This is a genomic window from Nocardioides sp. P86 (assembly GCF_023712465.1).
GTDB classification, from domain to species: domain Bacteria; phylum Actinomycetota; class Actinomycetes; order Propionibacteriales; family Nocardioidaceae; genus Nocardioides; species Nocardioides kribbensis.
Window position 1 is genome coordinate 543,554 of sequence record NZ_JAMAYE010000001.1, and the last position, 13,527, is coordinate 557,080.

Consider the following 13,527-nt stretch of genomic DNA (forward strand, 5'->3'; position numbering starts at 1 on the left):
CCCGGGGACCTAGGGTCCCGGTCATGGGCGCAGACGTGGACGGCTGGGTGCTGAGGCCGATGGAGCACGGTGACGTGGCGGCGGCCGAGACGCTCAGCGGCGCGGCCTTCGAGGCCGTCGACACCGCCACCCGGAGGCCCGGTCGGCCCGAGCCGGGCCACCGTGGGCCCGAGCGGGTCGCACGATGGGTCACCCGCACCGCACGCTTCCTCGAGACCGACCCCGGCGGCTGCTGGGTGGCCGAGGACGCCGCGGGACTGGTGGGGTTCGCCACCTCGGTGAGGCGGGAGCGGCTGTGGGTGCTGGTCACCTTCGCGGTGCGCCCGGGATCGCAGGGTCGCGGCGTCGGTGCGGCCCTGCTCGCCCGCGCCGAGACGCACGGAGCCGGGTGCGACCGCGCGATGCTGTCGGCCTCGGAGGACCAGGGGGCACTGCGGCGCTACTGGGCGGCGGGCTTCAGCCTGCACCCCCAGCTGCTGCTCCACGGGCGCCTCGACCGGTCCCTGCTGCCGTCGGTGAGCGGGCTGCGGGAGGGCACCGCGGCGGACCGCACCTGGATGGACGACCTCGACCGCGTGCTGCGCGGCGGACCGCACGGGCCCGACCACGTCTCCCTGTCGGAGATGGCGCCGCTGGTCGTGGCCGGCGACCGCTCCGGCTACGCCTACGCCGGCCCCACGGGCCCCGCCCTGCTCGCCGCTCGAGACGAGGCCACCGCCCGCGACCTGCTCGTGGAGTGCCTGGCCCGGGTGGAGGACCGCGCGGGCTCCTCGGTGCAGGTCGGCCACGTCACGAGCCTCAACGTCTGGGCCGTCGACGTGGCCCTCGGGCTGCGGCTCGCGCTCGACACGCAGGGCCACCTGGCGGTGCGCGGCATGGCCCCGCCCACGCCGTACGTCCACAACGGCGCGCTGCTCTGAGGCCGCCGGGCGGGGCCGGGGCACGCGTTGGGGCGTCCGGCGCCGCACGGGGGATGCGCCGGCGCGCGGGTGGCAGGAATACGATCGGGGCATGACGACCGTCGACCTCCCGCTGCTGCCGCTGGGCCGCGGCACCGACCTGTCCGCCGAGCGCGGCGTCGAGTGCCCGGGCGACCTCCCCCCGGCCTCCGACCCCGACCTGGTCGCACGCGCCCGGGCGGCGAAGGAGGCGCTGGGCGACAAGGTCTTCGTGCTCGGCCACCACTACCAGCGCGACGAGGTCATCGCCTTCGCCGACGTCACCGGCGACTCCTTCAAGCTGGCCCGCGACGCCGCGGCCCGCCCCGACGCGGAGTACATCGTCTTCTGCGGCGTGCACTTCATGGCCGAGTCGGCCGACATCCTCACCGGCCCCGACCAGCAGGTCATCCTTCCCGACCTCGCCGCCGGCTGCTCCATGGCCGACATGGCGCGCCTGACCCAGGTCGAGGCCGCGTGGGCCGCCCTCGAGGCCGCCGGCGTCGCCGACTCGGTCGTGCCGGTGACCTACATGAACTCCTCGGCCGACATCAAGGCCTTCTGCGGTCGCCACGGCGGGGTGGTGTGCACGTCGAGCAACGCCGAGGTCGCCCTCGAGTGGGCCTTCGAGCAGAAGGGCGGCGTCGCGGGCGGTGCGAAGGTCCTGTTCCTGCCCGACCAGCACCTCGGCCGCAACACCGCCGTGCTGCAGATGGGCCTGGGCCTCGACGACTGCGTCGTCTACGACCCCCACCGCCCCGACGGCGGCCTGAGCCCCGAGCAGCTCTCCGACGCGACCATGATCCTGTGGAAGGGCCACTGCTCGGTGCACGGCCGCTTCTCCGCCGAGGTCGTCGACCAGCTGCGCGCCACGATCCCCGACGTGCAGATCCTCGTGCACCCCGAGTGCACCCACGAGGTCGTGCTGAAGGCCGACCTGGTGGGCTCCACCGAGTTCATCATCAAGACCATCGAGGCCGCACCGGCAGGCTCGAGCTGGGCCATCGGCACCGAGCTCAACCTCGTCAAGCGGCTGGCCGCCGCCCACCCCGACAAGCGCATCACGTTCCTCGACAAGACCGTGTGCTACTGCTCCACGATGAACCGCATCGACCTGCCCCACTTCGTGTGGGCCATGGAGTCGCTCGTCGCGGGCACCGTGGTCAACCGCATCGAGGTCGACCCCGAGACCGAGAAGTGGGCGCTCGTGGCGCTCGAGCGGATGCTCGCCCTGCCCGGGCGCACCGCCAAGGACTGACCCGACCCGTACGCCGGGGCCGCCCCGCGGTCCCGGCCGCGGGCCGGGCCGACGGGTCGGCAGGTCCGAGCGGCAGGTCAGAGCGGCAGGGCGAACCAGACGGTGGCCCCGCCGCCGGCGGTCTCCGCGACGCCGACGTCGCCGCCGTGGGCCTCGACGATGCGGCGCACCGTGGCCAGGCCGATGCCGAAGCCCGGCACCTGGGTCGCGACGCGGGCCAGGGGCTCGAAGACGCGGTCGCGCTGCTCGGCGGGGATGCCGATGCCGTGGTCGACGACCTCCACGCGCCAGCCGTCGACGCCCTGGCCCGCCTCGGGGTCGAGCGGGTCGGCCACCCCGGGGCCGAGGACCACGGTCGGTCGGGCGCGGACCTCGATGCGGGCCGGCTGCCCGGGCCGGGTGAACTTCGCGGCGTTGGCCACGAGGTTCTGCAGGACGGCGCGCAGCTGCACGTGGTCGCCCGGCACGGTGGGCAGCGGGTCGATGGTCAGCTCGGCGCCGACCAGCGCGGTCTCGAGGTCCTCGTGGACCTCGGCGGCGACCTCGTCGAGGTCCACCGGCTCCCGCGTCAGCTCGGCCCCCACGCGCGCGAAGGCGAGCAGGTCGTCGATCATCGACTGCATGCGCGTCGCGCCGCCGCGGGCGCGGCGCACGAGGAACTGGAGGTCGTCGGACTCCGGGTCGACCTCCTCCTCGATCATGCTCAGCGACATGGCGACGGCGGTGAGCGGGTTGCGCAGGTCGTGGCTGACCTGGCCGGCGAAGGCGGCCAGCTGCTGGTTGGAGCGCTCCAGCTCGACCCGCGCACCCTCGAGCTCGACGACGGAGGCCGCGAGCTCACGGCTGCGCAGCTCGAGCTCCAGGAGGTCGACCACACGGTCCGCGAGCTTCGTCAACGCGCCCTCCTGGGCCGACGACAGCTCGCGCGGCACCGTGTCGAAGACGCACAGCGTGCCGATGACCACTCCGCCCGGGGTGGTCAGCTGGTGGGTGGCGTAGAAGCGCACGGCGCCGAGCACCCCGGTGACGAAGGGGTTGTCCCGGAAGCGCTCGTCCTGGGAGGCGTCGGGCACGATGACCGGCTCGTCCTCGTGGAGGACCGCGGCGCACATCGAGTCCTCCCGGCTGCACACCGAGGCGTCGAAGCCCTTGGTGGCGATCTGGTGCTGGGAGGTGTCGGAGATGAGGTTGATGGTGGCCATCGGCACGTCGGCGACCTGGGCGGCCACCTCGACCAGGGCGACCAGGTCGTCGCGCGGCGGGTCGACGAGCACCTGGTAGCGGTCGATCTCCACCACGCGCTGGCGGTCGAGGGCCGAGCCGTCGCCGTCCGGCGCCACCGGCGGCGCGGGGTGGGGCCGGGACTGCTCCGAGAGGGACACGACGCTCCTGGGGGGTGAGACCGCGGCCCCCGCGGGGGGACGTGGGCGCGGTGGATGGGTCCTGGGGCAGACCCTAGTGCCTGGGAGCACGCGTGTGCGCCGTACGGCCGGGTCGGGGCCGCGGGGTCACAGGCCCGGTGCGCCCCAGACCGCGAGCCAGCGCGACATGTCCTTCTCCACGGGCAGCTCGCCGGCCAGGGTCTCGCGCAGGGAGATCTCGGCGAGGTTGTCGCGCTGCTGCGGACCCGACGGGGCGAAGGGGTAGAAGGTGCCCTGCTTGTAGAGGTAGACCAGCCCCACCCGACGCCCGGAGGCGTCCTGGAAGGGCACCAGGGAGCACAGCAGCCCGGGACCGAACCCGTGGGCCTCCAGGGTCGTGTTGACCGCGTGGAGGTCGGTGCACAGTCCCGCGACGTCGTCGGGGTCGTCGTCGACCACCAGCCAGGTGAAGCCGAACTCGTCGCGGCTGGTGCGCACCTCGGGCGCGTCGGGGGCGTCGCGCAGCAGCGCGAGGATGTCGGCCTCGACCTGCCCGAAGGCGGCGCCGCCGGCGGCGCGGTAGCACACCGCCCCGGAGCCGGTGGGCCGCAGACCGGCCGAGGCCTGCAGGGTGATCGCCGCGCTGGGCACGAGGAAGAGCGCGTCGAGGTTGGCCTGCTTGGGGGTGGTGCGCCCCAGGAACGCGTCGAGGAAGCCCATCAGAGCGCCGGCCGTCCGAGCTCGGCCTGGATGCGGGCCAGCTGCTCGAGGCGCTGCTCGAGCGAGGGGTGGGTGCTGGTGAGGGTCTTCAGCGAGGCACCGCGCACGGCGGGGGCGATGAAGAAGGCGTTCATCGACTGCGTGGCGCGCAGGTCCTTCTGCGGGATCGTGTTGATCTCGCCGGTGATCTTCTGCAGCGCGGAGGCCAGTCCCTGGGGGTTCATCATGAGGTAGGCCCCCGAGCGGTCGGCCGAGAGCTCGCGGTAGCGCGAGAGGACCTTGATGAGCACGAAGCTCACGGCGTAGGTGACCACGCTGACCAGCAGCACGAGCAGCCACACCGGGAGCCCGTTGTTGTTGTCGCGGCGCCCGCCGCCGAAGATCGCGCCGTACTGCGCACCCTGGGTGAGCGTGCCGGCGAGGATGCCGGCCGAGGAGGCCGCGGTCATCACCAGCACGTCGCGGTGCGCGACGTGGGAGAGCTCGTGGGCGAGCACGCCCTCCAGCTCCTCGGCGTTCAGGGTCTGCATGATGCCGGTGGTGACGACGACGACGGCGCGCTCCGGGGAGCGCCCGGTGGCGAAGGCGTTGGGCAGCCGGTTGTCGGCGATGCCGACCCGCGGCTTGGGCATGTCGGCCAGGGCGCACAGCCGGTCGATCATGCCGTGCAGCTCGGGGGCCTGCTGCGGGGTCACCTCGCGCGCACGCATGGCCTTCATCGCCACGGTGTCGGAGGAGTACCACTGCCACCACACCAGCCCGAGGCCGGCCACGCCGATGAGCAGACCGAGACCCGGGCTGCGGAAGACCGCCATCAGCCCGACGACGAGCACCACGAAGAGCAGCCCGAGCAGGAACATCACGAGGGTCATCCGCGCGGTGAGGCCGCGGTCCTTGACGAAGCGGGAATGGGCCATGGACCCAGTGTCCCCGACCTGCCCAAGAGGACCCTGTGAGCGGCCTGGGCCGGCGCGGACGGGGCCCGACGGAGGGTCAGCCGGGGATGAGCCCGTCGTCGGCGAGCATCTCGCGCACCTCGGCCAGGCTGGCGTCGGCGGGCGGGAGGATGAGGTCGGACTCGTCGAGGCTGTCGAGGGCGTGGGCCACGCCGACGGTGCGCACGCCCTCGAGCAGGGCGTGCAGCGCCGGGGCGAAGGCGTCCTGGTCGCCGGCCTCGACGGCGGTCTCGACCGCGGCGTCGAGCGCGTTGAGACGGTCGAGGGCATTGTCGGCGACGTCGTACTGCCCCTCGCCGAGGATCCGCACGATCATGCCTGGCCGTCCCGGGGCTGCTCGGCCTTCTGCGGCTCGGCGGCGAGGATGTCGCCGCCGTCGCCACCCTCGATGGCCTGCGGCTGCGCGGGGGCGGAGACGCCCTTGAGGCGGGCGAGCTCGGCCTCGACGTCGGACTGCGAGCTCATCGCGTCGAGCTCGCGGCTGATGTCGTCGCCGCGGTTGAGGGAGCTGGCGTCGTCGAGCGCACCGGAGGCGATCAGCTCGTCGATGGCACCCGCGCGGGCCTGCATCTGCGCGGTCTTGTCCTCGGCACGCTGCATGGCCAGGCCGATGTCGCCCATCTCCTCGCCGATGCCCGACATCGCCTCGTTGATGCGGGTCTGGGCCTCCGCGGCGGTGTAGGTGGCCTTGATCGTCTCCTTGCGCGTGCGGAAGGACTCGACCTTGGCCTGCAGGCGCTGCTGGGCGAGGGTCAGCTTCTCCTCCTCGCCCTGGAGCTGCGCGTGCTGGGCCTTGAGGTCGTCGATCTGGCCGTTGAGGGCCGACTTGCGCGTCAGTGCCTCGCGGGCGAGGTCCTCGCGGCCCATGTCGATGGCCTTCTGGGCCTGGCCCTGGAGCTTGGCGCCCTGCTGCTCGAGCTGGTTGACCTGCAGCTCGACCCGCTTGCGGCTGGTGGCGACGTCGGCCACGCCGCGGCGGACCTTCGAGAGCAGGTCGAGCTGGCGCTGGTAGCTGTAGTCCAGCGTCTCGCGGGGGTCCTCCGCACGGTCGAGGGCGGTGTTGGCCTTCGACCTGAAGATCAGGCTGATGCGCTTCATGAGGCTCATGGGGTGCTGGTCCCTCTTCCGGACGGGTGCGGCTGTGGTGCTCACCCTACGGCCGCGCGGCAACACCGGCCACGGCCACCGGGGCACGGGCACGCACGGGCGGCCGGGCGGCACCTCCGGCGCACCGTCACCGCACCGCCACCGCACCGCCGACGGCGCCACGACGCCGGTAGGCTGGCACCGGGCAGGTGCGCGGGGCCGCCCTCACGCTCAGCACCCTCTCCGTCCGCTCCCCGCCCGTCACGAGGTCACCGCGTTGTTTGGTCGCAGCAAGTCCGACACCACCACCGAGGCGCCGCCGGTCGTCAAGCCCGGCGGCAAGGGGCGCCCGACGCCCACCCGCAAGGAGGCCGAGGCCGCCGCTCGGGCCCGCGCCAAGGTGCCGCGCACGCGTCGCGAGCAGGCCCAGGCCCAGCGCGCCGCCCGCGTGGAGTCGAGCCAGAAGGTCCGCAAGGCGATGAAGGAGGGCGACGAGCGCTACTTCCTGGCCCGCGACCGGGGGCCCGTGCGCAGCTTCATCCGCGACTTCGTCGACGTGCGCTTCTCCTTCATCGAGCTGATGATCCCGCTGCTGATCATCACGATGATCCTCACCTACTCCGGCAACGCGACGCTGGCCGGCATCGGCAACACCATCCTCTTCGGCACGCTGCTGCTCGTCGTGCTCGACATGGTCTTCCTGCGCTTCAAGATGCGACGCGAGCTCAAGCGGCGCTTCCCCGACACCGCACTCAAGGGCACGACGTACTACGCGCTCACCCGGGCGCTGCAGATGAAGTTCATGCGGCTGCCCAAGGCGAAGGTCAAGCTCGGCCAGAGCCTGCCCGAGCACTACCGCTGACCCGGCAGCCCGGGCATCACGTCCCGGCACGACACCGCCCCCCGACCGTCTCGGTCGGGGGGCGGTGTGCGTCAGGGGCGGCGGCGCCCCGGCGTCGTCGAGGCTCGGTGTCGAGGCTCGGTGTCGAGGCTCGGTGTCGAGGCTCAGCGGTCGGAGAAGTCCCGGGTCCTCGGCGACTGGGTCTTGGCCGGGTCGCGCTCGACGACGGGGTCGAGCACCTCGTCGATGCGGCGCAGCGCCTCGTCCTCCAGCCTCACGCCGGCGGCCTTCACGTTGTCGGTGACCTGCTCGGGGCGGCTGGCGCCGATGATCGCGGAGGAGACGTTGGGGTTGTGCAGCACCCAGGCGATCGCCAGCTGGGCCAGGGTCAGGCCGGCCTCGTCGGCGATGGGCTGCAGCTGCTGCACGCGCTCGAGCACGTCGTCCTTCATCCAGCGGCTGATCATGTCGGCGCCGCCCTTGCTGTCGGTGGCGCGCGAGCCGGCGGGAGCGTCCTGGCCGGGCTTGTACTTGCCGGTGAGCACGCCCTGCGCGATCGGCGACCAGACGACCTGGCCGATGCCGAGCTCCTCCGAGGTCGGCACGACTTCCGACTCGATGACGCGCCACAGCATGTTGTACTGCGGCTGGTTGGAGACGAAGGGGATGCGCAGCTCGCGGGCCAGCGCGTGGGCGGCGCGGATCTCCTCCGCGCGCCACTCCGAGACGCCGATGTAGAGCGCCTTGCCGGAGTGGACGACGTCGGCGAAGGCCTCCATCGTCTCCTCGAGCGGGGTCTCGTAGTCGTAGCGGTGGGCCTGGTAGAGGTCGACGTAGTCGGTGCCGAGGCGCGAGAGCGAGCCGTCGATCGACTCCATGATGTGCTTGCGCGACAGGCCGTGGTCGTTGTGGGCGCCGGGGCCGGTGGGCCAGTAGACCTTGGTGAAGATCTCCAGGCCCTCGCGCCGCTCGCCGGCGAGCGCCCGGCCGAGCACGCTCTCGGCGGCGGTGTTGGCGTAGACGTCGGCGGTGTCGAAGGTCGTGATGCCCTCCTCCAGCGCCTGCCGCACACAGGCCAGGGCGGCGTCCTCCTCGACCTGCGAGCCGTGGGTGAGCCAGTTGCCGTACGAGATGGCCGAGATCTTCAGGCCGCTCTTTCCGAGGTTACGAATCTCCATGCCTCCGACCCTAGACCCGGGGGGCAACGGCCCGGGGTCGCCGGGTGCTGCGAGGATCGCGCCATGACCTCTGCCGGCCCCGACGTGTCCGTGCGGGTGGCGTGGGCCGACGACGCCGCCGCCATCGCCGCCCTCCAGCTGCGCGCCTGGCCCGACCTGTACGCCGGGGCCGTGCCGGTCGACGCGCTGCCGAGCGGCCCCGAGGCGGAGGCGGCCGCGGCCGAGACCTGGGCCCGGTCGCTGGCCCGGCCCGCCGACGCCCGCAACCGCGTGCTCGTCGCCCTCGAGCGCAACCGGCCCACCGGCTTCGTGGTGCTCACCCCCGCCGCCGACCCCGACTGCGACCCGGTGGCCGACGCGGAGGTCGTCGAGCTCGTCGTGGCCGCGGCCGACCGCGGGCGCGGCCACGGGTCGCGGCTGCTGCAGGCGGCGGCCGAGACCCTGCAGGCCGACCGCTTCACCCGGGCCGTGCTGTGGTCGATCGCGGCCGACGACGCCCTGCGGGCCTTCCTGGTGGGCGCGGGCTGGGCCGCCGACGGCGCCCACCGTCGCCTCGACCTCACCGGTGACGGCACCACCGTGGTCTCGCAGGTGCGGCTGCACACCTCCCTGGTCTGACGCGGCCACCGTGACCACCCCACCCGGCGACGGCGCACAGCGTCCCGCGGCCCAGGAGCCCACCGGGGAGCCGGGCGGAGGCCCGGGCCGTGAGCGTGTGCAGCGGCGCGCGATCGTGCGCGACGGCCTCGGCATCGGGCTCGCCACCGGCGCCTACGGCCTCTCCTTCGGCGCGGTGTCGGTCTCGTCGGGACTGGGCGTGGCCCAGACCTGCGTCCTGTCGCTGCTGATGTTCACCGGGGCCTCGCAGTTCGCGCTCGTCGGCGTGCTCGCCGTCGGCGGCAGCCCCGTCTCGGGTGCGGTCACCGCGCTGCTGCTCGGCACCCGCAACACCCTCTACGGGCTGCGCCTCGCCCCGCTGCTGGCATGGCGCGGGCGTCGCCGGGCGCTGGCCGCCCACCTGCTGATCGACGAGTCGACCGCGATGGCGGTGGCGCGCCCCACGACCGCGCTCGCCCGTCTGGGGTTCCTGTCGACCGGCCTGGCCGTGTTCGCGCTGTGGAACCTCGCCACCCTCCTCGGCGCCCTCGCCGGCGGGTCGCTCGGCGACCCCCGCGCCCTCGGCCTCGACGCCGCGGTGGGTGCGGCGTTCCTGGCCCTGCTCTGGCCGCGGCTGCGCGACCTGCCGACCCGCCTGGTGGCGCTCGCCGCGGCCGGTGTGGCGCTGGGCGCCGTACCCCTCACGGCCGCGGGCGTGCCCGTGCTCGTCGCGGGCGGGGTGGCGCTGCTGGTCGGCGTGCTGCGCCGTGAGCGGCCCGACCCGGGCGGTCCGGTCGCGTGAGCGCGACGTGGCTCGCCGTGCTGGGCGCGGGCGTGGGCTGCTACCTGCTCAAGCTGGCCGGGCTCTCGGTGCCCGAGCGGGTGCTGGAGCGTCCGGTCGTGCGGCGGGTGGCCGACCTGCTGCCGGTGGCGCTGCTGGCCGCGCTCGTCGCCGTGCAGGTGCTGGCCGGCGACCGGCGGCTCGAGGTCGATGCCCGCCTGGCCGGTCTGGGCGCGGCGGTGCTGCTGCTCCTGGCCCGGGCGCCCTTTCTCGTCGTCGTGGTCGGGGCCGCGGCGACCGCAGCACTCCTGCGCCTGGCCGTCTGACCGCCCGGCGACACCTGGTCGCCGGGCGCCGCGACGCACGACGGCCCCCGGCCGGAGCCGGGGGCCGTGCGTGGTCGGGCAGGGGCGCGACCGGGTCGGGTCAGGCGGGCTGGACCTGGCCGAGCACCTCGAGCACCTCGTCGGTGGTGGAGGCCCGCTCCAGCCGGGCGACCTGGTCGTCGTCGAGGAACACCTCGGCGATGCGACCCAGCAGCTTGAGGTGGTCCTTGCCGACGGCGGCGATGCCCACGACGAAGCGCACCTGCTTGCCCTTCCAGTCCAGCCCGTCGGAGTAGCGCACGAGCGAGATCGCGGTGCGGTGCACCGAGGACTTGGCCTCGTTGGTGCCGTGCGGGATGGCCAGGCCGTTGCCCATGAAGGTGGACACCGACGCCTCGCGCTCGTGCATCGCCTCCACGTACGCCGGCTCCGCGGCCCCGGCGGCGACGAGCAGTCGGCCGGCCTCGGTGATGGCGTCGTCGCGGGTGCGGGCCGTGCCGTCGAGCACGATCGACTCGCGCGCCAGCAGCGCGCCGCCGAGGGCGCCCTCCTCCTCCGCCGACGCCGGGGTCGGGGCACCGCCCACGCCGTTGCGCTGGCGCAGCAGGTCGACGATCTCGTCGTAGGCGGGGCTCTGCATGAAGTTGTCGACCGACACGTGGAGGGCCGAGCCGCTGCGCTGCCGGGCCCGGTCGGTGAGGTCCTGGTGGGAGACCACGAGGTCGACGTCGTCGCGCAGGTTGGAGATCGCCTTGTTGGTGACGCTGACGTCGGAGAAGCCGGCGGCCTGAACCTTCTTGCGCAGCACCGAGGCGCCCATCGCGGAGGAGCCCATGCCGGCGTCGCAGGCGAAGACGATCGAGTGGATCGCCCCGGTGCCCGCGCCCGCACCGGTCAGCGCGGAGGACACCGACGACTTCTTGCCCTTGCGGGCCTCCATGTCCGCGGTGGCCGCGGCGAGGTCGCCGGCGTCCTCGGAGCGGTCGAGCTTGAGCAGGAAGGAGGCGACGAGGAACGACACGCCCGCGGCCACGACGACCGAGGCCGTGACCCCGAGCAGGCTGCTGGGCGGGGCTGCCGCCCACACCGCGATGATCGAGCCGGGCGAGGCCGGCGAGCGCAGGCCGGAGTCGAAGATCAGGTTGGTGGCGATGCCGGCCATGCCGCCGGAGATCACGGCGAGCACCAGGATCGGCTTCATCAGCACGTAGGGGAAGTAGATCTCGTGGATGCCGCCGATGAACTGGATGACGATGGCGCCGGGGGCCGAAGCCTTGGCCGCACCCTTGCCGAAGAACATGAAGGCCAGCAGCAGACCGAGGCCCGGGCCGGGGTTGGCCTCGAGCAGGAAGAGGATCGACTTGCCGTTCTCGGCGGCCTCGGACGTGCCGAGCGGGGTGAGGATGCCCTGGTTGACGGCGTTGTTGAGGAAGAGGATCTTGGCCGGCTCGATGAAGATCGACGTCAGCGGGAGCAGGTTGTTCTCGACCAGGGTGTCGATGACGTTGGAGGCCGCGTCGCTGAAGGCCTCCACGAAGGGTCCGGCCACGACGAAGCCGATGACCGCGAGGAAGCCGCCCCAGATACCGGCGGAGAAGTTGTTGACGAGCATCTCGAAGCCGGGGCGGATCTTGCCGTCCCACAGCGCGTCGAGCTTGCGCATCGACCAGCCGCCGAGCGGGCCCATCACCATGGCCCCGAGGAACATCGGCACGCTGGCGCCGGTGATGGCACCCATGGTGGCGATGGCGCCGACCACGCCGCCGCGCATGTTGCCGTCGTACATCATCTTGCCGCCGGTGTAGCCGATGAGCAGCGGCAGCAGGTACGTGATCATCGGGCCGACGATCCCGGTGCCGTCGGCGCCGGACCCCCAGGCGCCGAGGTCCTCGACGAAGCCGTATCCCCCCGCGTAGCCCAGCTTGTCGCCGATCAGGGTGATCCAGCCGGTCTCGATGAACAGGGCCGTGATCAGGCCCCAGGCGATGAACGCCCCGATGTTGGGCAGGACCATGTTGGACAGGAACGTGCCGAACCGCTGGACGTGGACGCGTGCCCCCGACCTTCCGGGTGCTGTGTGGGTGGTGCTGGCCATGGCGCCTTCTCTCGAACAGCCCGGCCGAGCCGGGATCCCGTGTCGAGGCGGGTCGGACGATCTGTGACCGCGGTCACCCACCTTCGTTTCGCTGTTTATATCCCCCACCATGGGGGGTCGTCAAGCAACAAACCAACACAAGCGGGTGCGTTTCCACACAAACGCGGGTAGGGTCGGCGCGAGCCCCGGCCCCGCGGCCGAGGTCTAGGGTGATCCGTGGGTGACCGCGGTCACTCCCGTCGACAGCACCCCTGGAGGAGACACATGAAGGCCCTGCGGTTCTACGCCCCCGAGGACGTCCGGCTCGAGGACGTGCCCGAGCCCGAGTGCGGGCCCGGCGAGGTCAAGCTCAAGGTGAAGAACTGCTCCACCTGCGGCACCGACGTGAAGATCTTCCACAACGGCCACCAGAACCTCACTCCCCCGCGCACCATCGGCCACGAGATCGCCGGCGAGGTCGTCGAGGTCGGTGCCGACGTCAACGCCACCTACGGCAGCAGCTGGGCCGTCGGAGACCGGGCCCAGGTCATCGCCGCCGTGCCGTGCGGGGAGTGCCACGAGTGCCGCAAGGGCTGGATGGCGGTCTGCCAGAACCAGACCTCGGTCGGCTACCAGTACGACGGCGGATTCGCCGAGTACATGATCGTGCCGCAGCAGGTGCTCAAGGTCGACGGGCTCAACCGGATCCCCGACAACGTCGGCTACGACGAGGCCTCGGCCGCCGAGCCCTTCGCCTGCGCGATCAACGCCCAGGAGCTGCTCGACATCGAGGAGGGCGACACCCTCGTGGTCTTCGGCGCCGGCCCGATCGGCTGCATGCACATCCGCATCGCCCGCGGCGTGCACAAGGTCGGCAAGGTTTTCCTCGTCGACGTCAACGCCGCCCGCCTGGCGATGTCGGCCGACGCGGTGCAGCCCGACGAGGTCATCAACGGCGCCGAGGTCGACGTGGTCGAGCGGGTCATGGAGCTCACCGACGGTCGCGGCGCCGACGTCATCATCACCGCCACCGCGGCCAACGTCACCCAGGAGCAGGCCATCGCCATGGCCGCGCGCAACGGCCGCATCTCCTTCTTCGGCGGGCTGCCCAAGACCGACCCGACCATCACCTGCGACTCCAACGTCGTGCACTACCGCCAGCTGCACATCCACGGCGCCAACGGCTCGGCCCCCGAGCACAACAAGCGCGCGCTGGAGTACATCTCCACCGGCCAGGTGCCGGTCAAGGACCTCATCACCGAGCACGTGCCGCTCGAGCGCGCCCTCGACGCCTTCGCGATCGTCAAGGCCGGCGAGGCCATCAAGGTCACCGTCGAGCCCTAAGCCGTCCCACCGACAGCGACACAGCGGTCCAGGGACGCATGAAGGCCCGCACCCCGAGGGGTGCGGG

Annotated in this window: 14 protein-coding genes; 7 read left to right on the forward strand and 7 right to left on the reverse strand. The window is 72.8% G+C overall.

The window, feature by feature from the left end; genetic code table 11:
* Positions 1–23: 23 nt before the first annotated feature.
* Both M3673_RS02525 and nadA read left to right on the forward strand, forming a co-directional pair.
* Complete coding sequence (locus M3673_RS02525; RefSeq protein WP_251531277.1) at positions 24–920, forward strand: GNAT family N-acetyltransferase; 897 nt, start codon at positions 24–26, stop codon at positions 918–920.
* A 91-nt stretch (positions 921–1,011) separates the two neighbouring features.
* Complete coding sequence (gene nadA, locus M3673_RS02530; RefSeq protein ID WP_193664884.1) at positions 1,012–2,196, forward strand: quinolinate synthase NadA; 1,185 nt, start codon at positions 1,012–1,014, stop codon at positions 2,194–2,196.
* Positions 2,197–2,273: 77 nt separating this feature from the next.
* Here the strand turns inward: nadA and M3673_RS02535 are convergent, their stop codons facing one another.
* The 5 genes from M3673_RS02535 to M3673_RS02555 all read right to left on the reverse strand — a co-directional run bounded on the left by M3673_RS02535 (position 2,274) and on the right by M3673_RS02555 (position 6,340).
* Positions 2,274–3,578 (reverse strand): GAF domain-containing sensor histidine kinase, encoded by a 1,305-nt coding sequence (locus tag M3673_RS02535; RefSeq protein ID WP_251531279.1) that lies wholly within the window; start codon positions 3,576–3,578, stop codon positions 2,274–2,276.
* A gap of 126 nt (positions 3,579–3,704) precedes the next feature.
* Positions 3,705–4,277: a hypothetical protein gene (locus tag M3673_RS02540; protein ID WP_251531281.1), complete on the reverse strand. Its 573-nt coding sequence runs from the start codon at positions 4,275–4,277 to the stop codon at positions 3,705–3,707.
* Positions 4,277–5,194 (reverse strand): zinc metalloprotease HtpX, encoded by a 918-nt coding sequence (gene htpX / locus M3673_RS02545; RefSeq protein ID WP_251531283.1) that lies wholly within the window; start codon positions 5,192–5,194, stop codon positions 4,277–4,279. Before htpX ends, M3673_RS02540 begins: the two co-directional genes overlap by 1 nt.
* A gap of 76 nt (positions 5,195–5,270) precedes the next feature.
* Positions 5,271–5,549, reverse strand: coding sequence for a hypothetical protein (locus tag M3673_RS02550; RefSeq protein ID WP_251531285.1), 279 nt, complete (start codon positions 5,547–5,549; stop codon positions 5,271–5,273).
* Positions 5,546–6,340: a PspA/IM30 family protein gene (locus M3673_RS02555; protein WP_193664891.1), complete on the reverse strand. Its 795-nt coding sequence runs from the start codon at positions 6,338–6,340 to the stop codon at positions 5,546–5,548. The genes M3673_RS02550 and M3673_RS02555 overlap by 4 nt, the downstream gene beginning before the upstream one ends.
* 256 nt (positions 6,341–6,596) lie before the next feature.
* Between M3673_RS02555 and M3673_RS02560 the strand changes: the two genes are divergently transcribed.
* Positions 6,597–7,181, forward strand: coding sequence for a DUF3043 domain-containing protein (locus tag M3673_RS02560; RefSeq protein WP_056862435.1), 585 nt, complete (start codon positions 6,597–6,599; stop codon positions 7,179–7,181).
* A 143-nt stretch (positions 7,182–7,324) separates the two neighbouring features.
* Here M3673_RS02560 and M3673_RS02565 read toward each other — a convergent pair whose 3' ends face one another.
* Entirely contained in the window at positions 7,325–8,338 is a 1,014-nt protein-coding gene (locus M3673_RS02565; protein ID WP_056862434.1) for an aldo/keto reductase family protein, read from the reverse strand.
* Positions 8,339–8,401: 63 nt separating this feature from the next.
* Here M3673_RS02565 and M3673_RS02570 point away from each other — a divergent pair, with 63 nt between their 5' ends.
* The 3 genes from M3673_RS02570 to M3673_RS02580 are packed head-to-tail and all read left to right on the forward strand — an operon-like array spanning position 8,402 to position 10,042.
* Positions 8,402–8,956, forward strand: a complete 555-nt coding sequence (locus M3673_RS02570; RefSeq protein WP_251531287.1) for a GNAT family N-acetyltransferase — start codon at positions 8,402–8,404, stop codon at positions 8,954–8,956.
* Between the two features lie 10 nt (positions 8,957–8,966).
* Positions 8,967–9,737 (forward strand): AzlC family ABC transporter permease, encoded by a 771-nt coding sequence (locus tag M3673_RS02575; protein ID WP_251531289.1) that lies wholly within the window; start codon positions 8,967–8,969, stop codon positions 9,735–9,737.
* Positions 9,734–10,042, forward strand: coding sequence for an AzlD domain-containing protein (locus M3673_RS02580; RefSeq protein ID WP_056862432.1), 309 nt, complete (start codon positions 9,734–9,736; stop codon positions 10,040–10,042). Before M3673_RS02575 ends, M3673_RS02580 begins: the two co-directional genes overlap by 4 nt.
* A 100-nt stretch (positions 10,043–10,142) precedes the next feature.
* Here the strand turns inward: M3673_RS02580 and M3673_RS02585 are convergent, their stop codons facing one another.
* Positions 10,143–12,137: a PTS mannitol transporter subunit IICBA gene (locus tag M3673_RS02585; protein ID WP_251531291.1), complete on the reverse strand. Its 1,995-nt coding sequence runs from the start codon at positions 12,135–12,137 to the stop codon at positions 10,143–10,145.
* Between the two features lie 264 nt (positions 12,138–12,401).
* On the opposite strand from M3673_RS02585, the gene M3673_RS02590 reads away from it, so the two are divergent.
* A complete protein-coding gene (locus M3673_RS02590; protein ID WP_056862430.1) occupies positions 12,402–13,460 on the forward strand; it encodes a zinc-dependent dehydrogenase in 1,059 nt (352 codons plus the stop codon).
* Positions 13,461–13,527: the final 67 nt, after the last annotated feature.

Coding starts and splice junctions, on each gene's coding strand:
- M3673_RS02565 (WP_056862434.1), bottom strand. CDS start 8,338: ATGGAGATTCGTAACCTCGGAAAGAGCGGCCTGAAGATCTCGGCCATC.
- M3673_RS02550 (WP_251531285.1), bottom strand. CDS start 5,549: ATGATCGTGCGGATCCTCGGCGAGGGGCAGTACGACGTCGCCGACAAT.
- nadA (WP_193664884.1), top strand. CDS start 1,012: ATGACGACCGTCGACCTCCCGCTGCTGCCGCTGGGCCGCGGCACCGAC.
- M3673_RS02590 (WP_056862430.1), top strand. CDS start 12,402: ATGAAGGCCCTGCGGTTCTACGCCCCCGAGGACGTCCGGCTCGAGGAC.
- M3673_RS02585 (WP_251531291.1), bottom strand. CDS start 12,137: ATGGCCAGCACCACCCACACAGCACCCGGAAGGTCGGGGGCACGCGTC.
- M3673_RS02570 (WP_251531287.1), top strand. CDS start 8,402: ATGACCTCTGCCGGCCCCGACGTGTCCGTGCGGGTGGCGTGGGCCGAC.
- htpX (WP_251531283.1), bottom strand. CDS start 5,194: ATGGCCCATTCCCGCTTCGTCAAGGACCGCGGCCTCACCGCGCGGATG.
- M3673_RS02525 (WP_251531277.1), top strand. CDS start 24: ATGGGCGCAGACGTGGACGGCTGGGTGCTGAGGCCGATGGAGCACGGT.
- M3673_RS02540 (WP_251531281.1), bottom strand. CDS start 4,277: ATGGGCTTCCTCGACGCGTTCCTGGGGCGCACCACCCCCAAGCAGGCC.
- M3673_RS02555 (WP_193664891.1), bottom strand. CDS start 6,340: ATGAGCCTCATGAAGCGCATCAGCCTGATCTTCAGGTCGAAGGCCAAC.